Here is a 13,040-nt window from a genome sequence, read left to right as displayed (position 1 = left end):
AATGCTGCCCAACCAACCCATCCCCATCATCACCCTGCCGCTCTTCCCGGAGCTGGACCGCCTGCTGCTGGAGCTGCTGCAGAGCCTGACGCCCGCCGACTGGCAGCGCCCCACCCTGGCCCGCGAGTGGACGGTGCAGGACGTGGCCGCGCACCTGCTCGATGGCAATCTGCGCACGCTCTCCATGCTGCGCGATAGTCATTTTGGCGAAGCCCCGGCCGATGCCAGCTACGCCGGCATCGTGGCCTACCTCAACCGGCTGAATGCCGACTGGGTGCGAGCCGCCCGCCGCCTCAGTCCGGCGGTGCTGATTGAGCTGCTGGCGCAGTCGGGCCGCGAATACACAGCCTATCTGAACACGCTTGACCCGTGGGCCCCGGCCGCTTTTGCAGTGGCCTGGGCCGGCGAAAGCACGTCGCTGAACTGGTTCCACCTGGCCCGCGAATACACCGAGAAATGGCACCACCAGCAGCAAATCCGCGCCGCCGTGGGCCAGACCGCCCCGCTGATGCAGCCCGCGCTTTTCCAGCCCTTTATCGAAACAATGATGCGGGGCCTGCCGCACGCGTACCGGGCAGTAGCGGCGCCGGTGGGCAGGCTGGTCCAGGTGGCCGTCACAGGCAATGCGGGCGGGCTCTGGGAGCTGGCCCGCACGGCTGAAGGCTGGCAGCTGCAGCCGCCCGGGGCCGCCACCCCGGCCACCACCGTCGCGCTGGCCCCGGCCGATGCCTGGCAGCTGTTCACCAAAGGCCTGAGCGCACTGGATGCCCGGGAACGGGCCCAGGTAGCCGGTGATGAGGGCCTGGCCCTGGCCGCCCTGCGCATGGTGGCCGTGATGGGGTAGGGGAAAGCAGTCCGGTGAGTTGTTTCTGGCGTTGAGCGCCTCTTCCACCATCGGTGAGGGCGTGGAGGATGCGGCCTGCTCGCCCGCGCTGCTGCTACAGCGCAGGAACCCGGTAGGGCATATTAAAAGCGCATTAATGCCCAACCCTAGCCCGGAAGAATCGGTTTAAAGATGATTCTGTGTTAATTCTGTTTTTATTGGCCGGCCCTGAGCCGGTTTTATCGTTATGCTTCCCCTTACTAATCTGCGCCGCTGGAGGCGCGTGCTGCCCGGCATTGCACTGCTGGGATTAGCCGGTTGTAACCTGATTGAGTTCAGCCCCAACGACCACCGCGTCCCCGAAGAATTCACCAACCTCACCGAAAAGAATCTGGCCAAGCTGCAAGCCCGGCCCCTCGCGGCTGGTGATTCGCTGCGCTTCATCTTCACCGGCGACTCGCAGCAGTTCTACGACGAGGCTGAGGCCCTGGTGGCCAGCGTGAACCAGCAGCCCGGCATCTCTTTCCTGGTGGTGGCCGGCGACATTTCCGATTTCGGCCTGGCCCGCGAAATGCAGTGGGTGGATGAGAAGCTGCGCCGCCTCACGGTGCCCTACGTCACGGTTATCGGCAACCACGATTTGGTGGGCAATGGCCGGCCCACCTACCAGCACATTTTCGGGGCTTTCAACTATTCGTTTGTGTACGGCAACACCAAGTTCATCATGGTGGACACCAACGGCCGCGAGTACAACTTCGACGGCACCGCCCCCGACATGGCCTGGCTGAAACCCCAGCTGGCCAACTTCGATGGGGCCCGCCGCCAGGTGGTGATTTCGCACGTACCGCCCACCAACGATGACTTCGACCCCGCCCTGCGTGCGCCCTACGTGCAGGCCCTGCACGAAGCCCCGAACCTGGTGTTCGAGATGAACGGCCACAACCATTCCTACAGCATCACGCAGCCCTATAATGACGGCGTGACTTACGTTAATTCTGACGCTTTTTCGGAGCGGCACTACCTGGTAGTCACCGTGTGGGGCGACAAGCAGTTTCGCATCAAACGCGTCAAGTTCTAATGAAAAAGCTCCTGCTCTCCGCCCTGTTGCTGGTTGCTGGTGTTCCGGCCTTCGCTACCCCGCCCGATACCGCCGCCGTCCGTATTCCCCCCGCCGCCCGTCGCGTAGAGCGGCCCTGGTACCGCCCCGCCCACCTGGCCCTGCAAACCGGTGGCGGCCTGGGCATGGTAGCCGCCGGGGCCGGCTACGAATTCTCGAAAACCCACCTCGAAACCGATATTCTTATCGGCTACGTGCCGAAGTATTACGCCGGCTCCACGCTGAGCCTGGCTTCGTTGAAGTTTATGTATTCGCCCTTCCACCTGCCGGTGGGCGATAAATTCCAGGTGGTGCCGCTCACTGTGGGCGCCTATTTTAGCTACACCCACGGCACCATCAACGACGAGCTGAAGGGCCAGTACGCCAGCGACTACTACTGGTTTTCGACCGATACCCGTTACGGGCCGCTGCTGGGCAGCCGCGTCACGTTTCTGGCCCCGCCCGTGGCGGCCACCGGCCAGCCGCGCAAAATCTCGTTGTACTATGAGCTGGGCAGCAACGACTTGTATCTGGCCAGCTACCTAAACAACCGCAACGGCGGCCTGGGCTTCGGCCAGCTGCTGACGCTGGCACTGGGCATAAAAGCCGATTTTTAGCCGCGCCCGTAAAGGCAGAATCTTCAGGCCATGCTTTCCCAGCGTCGTTGCACCGGTCTGACCGCCCTAGGCGGTCTGACCGGTTGTCGTAGGGGTGAAATCGTGCTCATGTCAACAGGTCCGACCGGTTGGTGTGCGGCTGAAGTCGTACCCACTTCAACCGGTCAGACCGGTTGTTTTGCGGCTGAAATCGTGCTCACGTCAACCGGTCAGACCGCCTAGGGCGGTCAGACCGGCGCAACGACTCGGCGAAAGCACGCTCGGGGCTCTTACCTCTAGCGCAGCTTTCCAATGCTTCATCAAACATTGCGGCCGCTGCTGCGTCTGCGCTCCCGATGAAACCAGTAGCCTCCGCCCGCCTGCAAGCCGTTCGCATCGGCAAAATTTACCAGAACGCCGTGCCCACGCGTGTTGGTCCGCCCTCCGGCTACGGCGCGCTTCTGAAGCGCTGGTTGTTTGAAAAGGCCGAGCGGGAGCCCCAAAAGCCCCTTGGTCCTTTCCGGGCCGATGTTGCTGCCCTGGCGGCCCCCGTGCCGGCCACGGCCCTGCGCGCCACCTGGCTGGGCCACAGCAGCATGCTGCTCGAAATCGATGGCCGCCGCATCCTCACCGACCCCGTGTGGAGTGAGCGGGTGTCTCCCTCGCAGCTGGTGGGGCCGAAGCGGTTTTTCGCCCCGCCGCTGGCTTTGGATAAGCTGCCGAAGCTGGATGCCGTCGTCCTCTCGCACGACCATTACGACCACCTCGACCCCGCCGCCATTCGGGTGCTGGGGCGCACGGGCGTGCCTTTTTTCTGCCCGCTGGGCGTGGGCGCGCACCTGCGCCGCTGGGGCATGCCCGCCGCCAGCATCACCGAGCTGAGCTGGTGGGAATCGGCCCGGCTGGGCGATGATTTCGCGCTGGTGGCCACGCCGGCCCGCCATTTCTCGGGTCGGGGCCTCACCAGCAACAATACGCTCTGGGCCTCGTGGTGCCTGCTTGGGCCCACGCACAAAGTGTTTTTTGGCGGTGATTCCGGCCCCTTCGAAGAAGGCTTCCGGCAGATAGGGGAGGCCTACGGACCGTTCGATTTGACGATGCTGGAAATCGGCGCTGCCGACCCTGAGTGGGCCGATATTCATATGGGCCCCGACCATGCCCTGACGGCCCACCGGCTGCTGGGCGGCGGCCCGCTGCTGCCACTGCACTGGGGCACGTTCAACCTGGCCTTTCATGCCTGGCGGCAGCCCGTGCAACGCCTGCTCGAAGCCGCCGGACCCGAAGTGCCGCTGCTGCTGCCCGCCCCCGGCCAGCGCGTAGATGTGGCCGCCGGCCCGCTCAACTCGCAGTGGTGGGAGCGATAGTGCAGCCCCAGCAGCTGGTGATGTTGGTCTTTTTAGCGTTTGTCATCCTGAGCTTGCGAAGGACCTTATCACGGCTGGAACGTATTTGAACGTGGCTATTCAACCGTGACAAAGCACTTTGCAAGCTCTGCATGACATGATTTTCGGATTATCGGACGCATGCGAAAAACAATTGACGCGCCTGCCGCTTATACCCACTCGATTCCGGCCGCAGCCGTGGCCCGGTCGTCCTGATTTTATTTTTGCCCCGTGATACAATTCCTCGCCGCCGCCTCCTTTATGGGAAATCGGCTGGCTCCCACCAGCTTTCCCTCCAACTTTGCCAGCGTGTCGATGCCCTTGGGCGCGGCCGTGGTAGGGTGCTGTTGCTGTTGTTGTTAGGATAGGGCATTAGCCGGCAGGCATAGGCTGATAGCCTTGCCCGGCTGAATGCCAGACCAAAAAAGTGCGGAACCCTGCCTAGGCGTGCCACTGGCCGCGCCGCCAGCGGGGCATGCAGTAGCCCTTGGGGTGTTTCTGGGACATAATTATTTAGTGGTGTTAACAAGCGCGTTCTGACGTTGGGGCTGCCGTGTGGGCAGTTCCGGCCGTTAGCCGCCGTGGCTTTTCTTTTTCCTGGGTTTGTCTGGCTCCCAAAACCGCTGCGGCGGCCGCCGGAAACCCGTTTTATTTCCCTCTCTTTTTTTACTGATGATACACTCCACAACTACCCGCATCGGGCTGGTGGCGCTGCTTTTGTGGCTGACCACCGCCGCCACCTGGGCTCAGAACCTCACCGTAACCGGCCGCGTGCTCGACGCCACCGGCCAGACCCAGCCCGGCGTGACCGTGCTCCAGCAAGGCACCACCAATGGCACCAGCACCGACGGCGACGGCCGTTTCTCACTCAACAACGTGCCCGGCACGGCCACGCTCGTGTTTTCTGCCGTGGGCTCGCTCACCCAAACCGTGCCGCTGAACGGCCGCGTAACCCTCGAAATTCGTCTCGCCGCCAACCAGACCGAGCTGAACGAAGTGGTAGTCACCGGCTCGCGGGCCACCGAAGGCCGCTCCAACATCCTCACCACCTCGCCGGTGGACGTGATTTCGGCCCGCGAAATCAAGGCGTACGCCCAGACCGACATCACCCAGATTCTGACCTACATCGCGCCCTCGTTCCAGAGCACGCGCCAGACCGTGACCGACGGCACCGATTTCGTGGACCCCGCCACCCTGCGCGGCCTGGGGCCCGACCAGGTGCTGGTGCTCGTGAACGGCAAGCGCCGCCACACCTCGGCCCTCGTCAATATCAACGGCACGCCCGGGCGCGGCTCGGTGGGCACCGACATGAACGTGATTCCGCCGGCCGCCATCAAGCGGATTGAGGTGCTGCGCGACGGTGCGGCGGCTCAGTACGGCTCCGATGCCATTGCCGGCGTCATCAACATTCAGCTGAAGGACGACACCACCGGCATCAGCGTGAGCAGCACCGCCGGCCAGACTACCAAGAGCGACGGCCAGCTGTTTCAGGCCGATGCCAACCTGGGCTTCGGCCTCGGCCACCGGGGCTTCGTGGACGTGAGCGGCCAGTTCTCGAACCGCAGCTACGTGGACCGCAGCGGGCTCGATACGGCCCCGCTCATCTACCTGGGCACCAGCGGCGGCAACTACCCCGCCGGCCTCACCGACCAGCAGAAGCTCGACCTGAAAACCCGCGATAATGCCTTGGTGGCCCAGAATGGCTTCAACCGCCGCGACATCCGGGTGGGCGGCGCCGATACCCGCACCTACGGCAGCTTCGTGAACGCGGCCTACACGCTGGCCCCCAGCATCGGCCTCGAAGCGTATTTCTCGGGCGGCCTCACGCGCCGCACGGGCTCGTCAGGCGCGCTCTACCGCCTGCCCACGGCTGTCACGCAGACCGATGCCAGCATTTACCCCAACGGCTTCCTGCCCTTCATCAACAGCACCGTGAACGACGGCTCCGCCATTGTGGGCCTGCGCGGCAAGGTATTCGGCTTCGCGGCCGATTTAAGCAATACCTACGGCCGCAACGCGCTGAAATACAACATCAGCAACACCCTCAACGCCTCGCTGCCGGTGGGCACCAGCCCCACCAGCTTCTACGCTGGCGAGCTGGCTTTCCAGCAGAACACCACCAACCTGGGCTTCACCCGCAAGTTCAGTGAAGTGGGCCCGCTGGCCACATTGAACGTGGCGTTTGGCGGCGAGTTTCGGGTTGATAATTTCCAGATTAATGCCGGTGATGTAGGCTCATACATTCTCGGCGACCGCAAGGTGAACGGCAGCCCCGCCGCCGCTGGCTCGCAGGGTTTTGCGGGCTACCGCCCTTCCGATGCCCTGAACCAGAGCCGCAACAACGTGTCGGGCTATATCGACCTGGAAAGTGACCTCACCGATAAGCTGCTGGTGGACGTGGCCGGCCGCGCCGAGCGCTACTCCGATTTTGGCTCCAATGTGAGCGGCAAAGTGGCTGCCCGCTACAGCATTCTCGATGGCCTGGCGCTGCGCGGGGCGCTCAGCAACGGCTTCCGGGCCCCCTCGCTCCAGCAGCGCTACTTCACCAACTCCAGCACGCAGTTTACCAGTGGCGAGCTGCGCGAAGTGCTGACTACCAACAACGACGACGCCATCACCAAAGCCTTCGGCATTGGCTCGCTGAAGCAGGAAAAGTCGACTAACTACAGCCTGGGCCTCACGGCGCGCCTCTTTAAAACCATCACCCTGACGGTGGACGCCTACCAGATTGACATCCGCGACCGCATCGTGCTCAGCTCGCAGTTCAGCCGCGGCAACCCGGCGGTGGCGGCCATTCTCACGGCCAACCCGCGCCCCGGCCAGAACCCGGTGCAGGGCGTGCAGTTCTTCGCCAACGCCGTGAACACCCGCACGCAGGGCATCGACATTGTGGCCAACGAGCGCCTGACCTTAGGCCCCGACAGCCGCCTGACCCTGACTGCTGCCGCCAACTTCAACGAAACCACGGTGCGCAGCTTCAACAGCTCCGCCACCATCGACAACAACCCCAGCCTGCAGAACACGCTGTTTGACCGCGCCCAGCGTGCCCGCCTCGAAAACGGCCAGCCCCGCAGCAAAATCAACCTGAGCGCCGACTATGGTTACAAAATCTTCGGCCTGAACCTGCGCACCGTGCGCTTCGGCGAGGTGCAGACCAAGGACGCCGACCCTACCCGCTCCTACATCGACCAGACTTTCTCGGCCAAGTGGGTGACCGACCTCACCATCAGCGCCCAGGTTATCAAGAACATCGGCCTGAGCGTAGGCGTGAACAACCTGTTCAACGTGTACCCCGACCGCCTCTACCAGGACCCCAACAATAACGAGCAGAGCCTGACCTACACCACGCTGGACGGCACCAACCGGGGCCGTTTCCCCTACGGCTCCAACCAGTTTGGCTTCAGCGGCGCGTACTACTTTGGCCGCGTGAATTTCACGCTGTAATCCCGCCTGATTCCTTGCCGAAAAGCCAGCTCCGCATCCGGGGCTGGCTTTTTTGTTGCCGATGGGCCTGAGAATATTCAGGCGCTGAGATGAGCAGTAAGCTGAACAATCAACAAATCAATATTTGCAGTTAAAATATATATTATGTAACATTTTTGTTGTATGTTTCAGCATATTACTGCATGTATGCTTTTTATACTCCAAGCCTAGCCAATGGGCTGCTGAAGCGAATGAGCAGTAATGACTGCCCCGATTCTCTCCTGTTTTTCACCAAAAAACGTTGTTGTATGAAAAATCTTCTACTTCTGATTTTGCTGATACTGCTTACCGGGGCTGCGGCCCAGGCGCAGAAAGTGACGGTGACGGGCCGGGTGGTGGGAGCGTCTGGTGAGGGCCTGCCCGGCTCTACGGTGCTGGAGCGCGGCACCAGCAACGGCACCAGCACGGGGGCCAACGGCGAGTTTTCGCTCTCGGTAAACCCGGGGGCTACCATCACGGTGCAGGCCATTGGCTTCGCCACCCAGCAGATTCCCCTCAACGGCCGCAGCCGCCTCGACGTGCGGCTGGCCGCCACCGCCCAGGACCTGAACGAGGTGGTAGTAACGGGCTCGCGCGCCACCGAAGGCCGCTCCAACATCCTCACCACGGCCCCAGTAGACGTGATTTCGGCCCGCGAAATCAAGGCCTTCGCCCAAACCGACGTGGCCCAGGTGCTGGCCTACGCCGCGCCCTCGTTCCAGAGCACGCGCCAGACCATTTCCGACGGCACCGACCACATTGACCCGGCCAGCCTGCGCGGCCTTGGCCCCGACCAGGTGCTGGTGCTCGTGAACGGCAAGCGCTTCCACAACTCGGCCCTCGTGAACATCAACGGCACGGTGGGCCGGGGCGCGGTGGGCACCGACTTGAACGTGATTCCGACCGCCAGCCTCAAGCGTATTGAGGTGTTGCGCGACGGCGCGGCCGCCCTCTACGGCTCCGACGCCATTGCCGGCGTGATTAACCTGCAGCTGAAGGACGACACCACCGGCGTAACGGCCAGCAGCACCGTGGGCCATACCACCAAGAGCGATGGCGGCGTGTTTCAGGTCGATACCAACATCGGCATCGGGCTGGGCGGGCGCGGCTACCTCGACCTCAGCGGCCAGTACCAGAACCACAGCTACTTCAACCGCGGCCTGCCCGATACGGCGCCGCTTATCTACCTGGGGGCCAACTCGGGCCAGTACCCCAGCAGCGCCACCACCGAGCAGGCCCGCCGCGACCTGAAAGCGCAGGACGATGCCCTGGTGGCCAAGAATGGCTACGACCGCAACAACCTGCGCATTGGCAGCGCCGACACCCGCAATGTGGGAGGCTTCCTGAACGCCGGCTACCGCCTTGGGGGCGGCATCGAGGCCTACGCCATGGCTGGCTACACGCACCGCACGGGGAAGTCGGCCGGCTTTGCCCGCCTGCCCAACCAGCCCACCCAGAGCGACCTCACCATCTTTCCGAACGGCTTTCTTCCCTTCATCAATACGAAAATCAACGATGTGTCGACCATAGTAGGCCTGCGCAAAACCATCGGCGGCTTCGGCTTCGACCTAAGCAATACCTACGGCAGCAACGAGGTGCGCTACGATATCAGCAACTCGGTGAACGCCTCGCTGCCGCAGGGCGCGGGCATTCGCAACCAGACTGAATTCTACGCCGGTACGCTCAAATTCACCCAGAATACGTCGAACCTGACCCTGACCCGCAAGTTTGCCGACCTGGGCCCGCTGGCTACCCTGAACGTGGCCGTGGGCGGCGAGTTTCGGGTCGATAATTTCAAGATTTCGGCCGGTGAGCCCAACTCCTATATCAACGGCGGCCGCCTGATTGGCACTGCACCCACGGCCTCGGGCTCGCAGGTATTTCCGGGCTACCAGCCGACGGATGAGGTGAATAAGTCGCGCAATAACCTGGCCGGCTTTCTCGATTTGGAAAGCGACCTCACCGAGAAGCTGCTGGTGCACGCCGCCGGCCGCGTGGAGCGCTACTCCGATTTCGGCAGCAGCGCCAGCGGTCAGCTGGCCGCCCGCTTCAGCATCATCGACGGCTTGGCCCTGCGCGGCTCACTGGGCAACGGCTTCCGGGCGCCTTCGCTGCAGCAGCGCTACTTCACCAACGTGAGCACGCAGTTTATCAGCGGCGTGCCCAACCAGATTCTGACCGTGAACAACGAAAATCCCATTGTGCGCAACAGCTATACGGTGGGCGGCACCGGCCAGCAAGGTTTTGGCGTGGCTCCGCTAAAGCAGGAAAACTCGCGCAACTACAGCTTGGGCCTGACCGGCCGCGTGGCCCAGGTAGTGACCCTGACCGTGGACGCCTACCAGATTGACATCGACGACCGCATTGTGCTCTCGTCGGCCTTCACCCGCACCAATACCATCGTGAACACCATTCTGGGCACGCAGCCGGTGAGCCGGGTGCAGTTTTTTGCCAATGCCGTGAACACCCGCACACAGGGTATCGACATTGTGGCCAACAGCCGCCTCCCGCTGGGCGATAAAAGCCGCCTGGGCCTCACGGCTGCCGCCAACTTCAACGAAACCACCGTGCGCAGCTTCAACAGCACGTCTACGACCATCAACAACGATGCGACCGTGGGCACCAGCAACCTCCAGAACACGCTGTTTGACCGCCAGCAGCGTGCCCGCCTCGAAAACGGCAACCCGCGCAGCAAAATCCTGCTCTCGGCCAACTACACCTACGGCATCTTCGGCCTTGAAGCCCGCAGCGTGCGCTTCGGCGAGGTGCAGACCAAGGACGCCGACCCGGCCCGCTCGTTTCTCGACCAGACATACGCGGCCAAGTGGATTACCGACCTCACACTCAACGTGCAGGTCATCAAGCAGGTGGGCGTAGCCGTGGGCATCAATAACCTGTTCGACGTGTACCCCGACCGCATCATCCAGAACCCCCGCAACGACCCCAACAACTTCTCCGTCGACCCGGCCCAGAGCTACAATTCTTCGCTCGATAACACCAACCGGGGCCGCTTCGTGTACAACGCCAGCCAGTTCGGCTTCCAGGGCGCGTTCTACTTCGGCCGCGTCAACGTGGCTTTCTAGCTGGGGAGCTCAGCGGAATTTATAATCAAAAAAAGGCCCGCTCCGCTTCAGCGCAGTCGTTGCTCCGGTCTGACCGCCCTAGGCGGTCTGACCGGTTGAAGTGAGCACGATTCCGCCCTGACGATAACCGGTCAGACCGCCTAGGGCGGTCAGACCGGAGCAACGACCAAAAAGGCCGAGCGGGCCTTTTTGGTCGTTATGTTTGCGCGGCGTGGGCTACTTGCCCGTGGCCGGCGTAGCCGAGTTGCTGTCCAGAATCTTAAACAGTTCGCTGAGCTTGGGCGTGAGGATAATCTCAGTGCGGCGGTTCATGGCCTTGTTTTGGGGCGAGTCGTTGGGTGCCACGGGCACGTACTGGCCTCGGCCCGAGGCCGTGACGCGCTCCGGGGCCACGCCGGCCGTGGTAAGCAGGCGCGCGATTTCGGTGGCGCGCAGGGCGCTCAGGTCCCAGTTGTCGGTCATGCCGGCTGTGCCCGACCGGATGGGCACGTTATCGGTGTGGCCTTCCACCACCACGTTCACGTCTTTCTGCTCCTGGAGCACGGTGGCCAGGTTTTTCAGCGCCTCCTGGCCTTTGGGGTCTACTTTGGTTGAGCCCGATTTGAACAGCAGCTGCTCCGACAGTGACACGTACACCTTGCCGTCCTTCAGCTTCACCTGCAGGTCGCTGCTATTGAAGCTGAGCAGGGCCTTGCTCACGCGGGCCTTCAGGTCGTCCACGGCTTTGTCCTTCTCGGCCAGGGCTTTGGTGAGCTCGGTGAGGCGGGCCTCGCGGGTTTTGAGGTCGACGGCGAGGCGGTCGTTATCGGCTTTGCTTTTCTGCAGCGTGGTTTCCAGGGAGCCTAGCTCGGCTTCGCGGCGGGCCAGGTCCTGAGCTACCTTGTTGTAGTCCGATGATTTGTTAGCCAGCTCGCGGTTGCTGTTTTTGAGCAACTTTTCATAGCTGCCGTTCAGCTCATTGTAGAGGCTGCGGGTTTTGCGATAAGCATTGCCGGTTTCGGCCGAGTCCGTTACGAGGCGCTTTTGGGTGAGGCGCAGCTGGGCCAGCTCGTCGCTTGCCTTTTGCAGCTCGGCGGTAGCGCCGCGGTACTGCCGCTCAGCGGCCGCTTTGCCATCGGCATCGGCCCGCTGGCGGGCACTGAGGTCGTCGTATTTCTTGGCCGTCACGCAGCTGTTCAGCACCGGGGCGGCCAGCAGGCAAAGACCCAGCAGGGCAGGGGAGAAGGTTTTCACGGGAATAAAAAGGCGCAGCGCCGGGCCATCGGCGGCCGGACTGCCCGGCCGCGTTGGCCCGGCAAGGTAGCGCTTAACCCGCGCCCGGCCTAGTAAAATGCCCTTCCGAACAGGTTTTGGAATCGATGCCGGAAACACCGCGAACGAAGCCCATTCCCGCCCCGTTTGGGGCTTGGTGCCGCTCCAAAGCAGCGGCCGTGCCCGCGCCAAACCACGCCAGCCCGCTGCCACCAAGGATTTTGCGAAAGATGGCAATAGTTATGGCTTATCTTTGGCGCCCTGTAATTTGCCGCTGCACGCCCGAAGCTGGCGGCTTTTCCATCTAAAAATTCAAGCTGACAGCCCCGTGCTGGCAGCTGCTAGTTAAACGAAATATGGCCTGGTTCAAGCGCGTAGAAAAGGGCATTGTGACCCCCACCGACCAGAAAAAAGAGACTCCCGACGGCCTCTGGTACAAGTGCCCCGAGTGCAAAACCGTGGCCACCATGGCCGAGCACAAGCGCCTGCTGCATGTGTGCGGCAATTGCAGCCACCACGGCCGCATCGATGCCATCGACTACTTCGAATTCCTCTTCGACCAGGGCGAATTCACGGAGCTCGATGCCAACCTCACCTCCGGCGACCCGCTGCACTTCGTGGATACCAAAGCCTACCCGCAGCGCGTGGAGGCCACCGAGCGCAACACCGGCCTGAAAGATGCCGTGCGCACCGCCCACGGCCTGAGCGCCGGCCAGCCGCTGGTGGTGGCGGCCATGGATTTCAAGTTCATCGGCGGCTCGATGGGCTCGGTGGTAGGCGAGAAAATTGCCCGCGCCATTGACTATGCCCGCCAAAGCCGCACGCCGTTCCTGATGATTTCGCGCTCCGGCGGGGCCCGCATGATGGAGGCCGGCTACTCGCTCATGCAAATGGCCAAAACGTCGGCTAAGCTGGCGCTGCTCTCCGAAGCCGGCGTGCCCTACGTGAGCTTGCTCACCGACCCCACCACGGGCGGCGTCACGGCCTCGTTTGCCATGCTGGGCGATTTTAACATTGCCGAGCCCGGCGCGCTCATCGGCTTTGCCGGCCCGCGCGTCATCAAGGAAACCATCGGCAAGGACCTGCCCAAGGGCTTCCAGAGCGCCGAGTTCGTGCTGGAGCACGGCTTCCTCGACTTCATCGTGGACCGCCGCGAGCTGAAGCAGCGCCTGGCCGACCTGCTGGGCATGCTGCAGCCCGCGCCGGCCGCCGCCGCTAGCACCCCCGCGCCGCGCCGCGCCGCCACCAAAGCCCATCAGCAATAAAAAAAACGCCTTTTTCGTTTTCGGCACACTTCTTGAAAAATCCGTTTCCGGCCCCGGGACGGGTTTTTCCGTATAAGGGCCG

Annotated in this window: 8 protein-coding genes; 7 read left to right on the top strand and 1 reads right to left on the bottom strand. The window is 62.9% G+C overall.

Annotated elements, in window-relative coordinates; translation table 11 throughout:
- The first annotated feature begins 1 nt into the window (after position 1).
- The 6 genes from HBN54_RS04495 to HBN54_RS04470 all read left to right on the top strand — a co-directional run bounded on the left by HBN54_RS04495 (position 2) and on the right by HBN54_RS04470 (position 10,442).
- Positions 2–844, top strand: coding sequence for a maleylpyruvate isomerase N-terminal domain-containing protein (locus HBN54_RS04495; protein WP_168671960.1), 843 nt, complete (start codon positions 2–4; stop codon positions 842–844).
- Positions 845–1,070: 226 nt separating this feature from the next.
- The gene (locus HBN54_RS04490; RefSeq protein WP_168671959.1) at positions 1,071–1,901 is read left to right on the top strand and encodes a metallophosphoesterase family protein; all 831 of its coding nucleotides are present in this window, start codon (positions 1,071–1,073) and stop codon (positions 1,899–1,901) included.
- A complete protein-coding gene (locus HBN54_RS04485) occupies positions 1,901–2,536 on the top strand; it encodes a hypothetical protein (protein WP_168671958.1) in 636 nt (211 codons plus the stop codon). The genes HBN54_RS04490 and HBN54_RS04485 overlap by 1 nt, the downstream gene beginning before the upstream one ends.
- 335 nt (positions 2,537–2,871) lie before the next feature.
- Positions 2,872–3,879, top strand: coding sequence for an MBL fold metallo-hydrolase (locus HBN54_RS04480; protein ID WP_168671957.1), 1,008 nt, complete (start codon positions 2,872–2,874; stop codon positions 3,877–3,879).
- A 690-nt stretch (positions 3,880–4,569) separates the two neighbouring features.
- The gene (locus HBN54_RS04475; RefSeq protein ID WP_168671956.1) at positions 4,570–7,341 is read left to right on the top strand and encodes a TonB-dependent receptor; all 2,772 of its coding nucleotides are present in this window, start codon (positions 4,570–4,572) and stop codon (positions 7,339–7,341) included.
- A 287-nt stretch (positions 7,342–7,628) separates the two neighbouring features.
- Positions 7,629–10,442 (top strand): TonB-dependent receptor, encoded by a 2,814-nt coding sequence (locus HBN54_RS04470; RefSeq protein ID WP_168671955.1) that lies wholly within the window; start codon positions 7,629–7,631, stop codon positions 10,440–10,442.
- Positions 10,443–10,658: 216 nt separating this feature from the next.
- On the opposite strand, the gene HBN54_RS04465 is transcribed toward HBN54_RS04470, so the two are convergent.
- Positions 10,659–11,675 (bottom strand): OmpA family protein, encoded by a 1,017-nt coding sequence (locus HBN54_RS04465; RefSeq protein ID WP_317170168.1) that lies wholly within the window; start codon positions 11,673–11,675, stop codon positions 10,659–10,661.
- Positions 11,676–12,049: 374 nt separating this feature from the next.
- Here HBN54_RS04465 and accD point away from each other — a divergent pair, with 374 nt between their 5' ends.
- Positions 12,050–12,958, top strand: coding sequence for an acetyl-CoA carboxylase, carboxyltransferase subunit beta (gene accD / locus HBN54_RS04460; protein ID WP_168671954.1), 909 nt, complete (start codon positions 12,050–12,052; stop codon positions 12,956–12,958).
- The last annotated feature ends 82 nt before the right edge of the window (positions 12,959–13,040 follow it).

It is taken from the genome of Hymenobacter artigasi (assembly GCF_012275535.1).
Taxonomy (GTDB): Bacteria; Bacteroidota; Bacteroidia; order Cytophagales; family Hymenobacteraceae; genus Hymenobacter; species Hymenobacter artigasi.
The sequence above is the reverse complement of the archived record's forward strand: the minus strand, read 5'-3'. Positions and strand labels throughout refer to the sequence as shown.

Coding starts and splice junctions, on each gene's coding strand:
- HBN54_RS04495 (WP_168671960.1), top strand. CDS start 2: ATGCTGCCCAACCAACCCATCCCCATCATCACCCTGCCGCTCTTCCCG.
- HBN54_RS04490 (WP_168671959.1), top strand. CDS start 1,071: ATGCTTCCCCTTACTAATCTGCGCCGCTGGAGGCGCGTGCTGCCCGGC.
- HBN54_RS04485 (WP_168671958.1), top strand. CDS start 1,901: ATGAAAAAGCTCCTGCTCTCCGCCCTGTTGCTGGTTGCTGGTGTTCCG.
- HBN54_RS04480 (WP_168671957.1), top strand. CDS start 2,872: ATGAAACCAGTAGCCTCCGCCCGCCTGCAAGCCGTTCGCATCGGCAAA.
- HBN54_RS04475 (WP_168671956.1), top strand. CDS start 4,570: ATGATACACTCCACAACTACCCGCATCGGGCTGGTGGCGCTGCTTTTG.
- HBN54_RS04470 (WP_168671955.1), top strand. CDS start 7,629: ATGAAAAATCTTCTACTTCTGATTTTGCTGATACTGCTTACCGGGGCT.
- accD (WP_168671954.1), top strand. CDS start 12,050: ATGGCCTGGTTCAAGCGCGTAGAAAAGGGCATTGTGACCCCCACCGAC.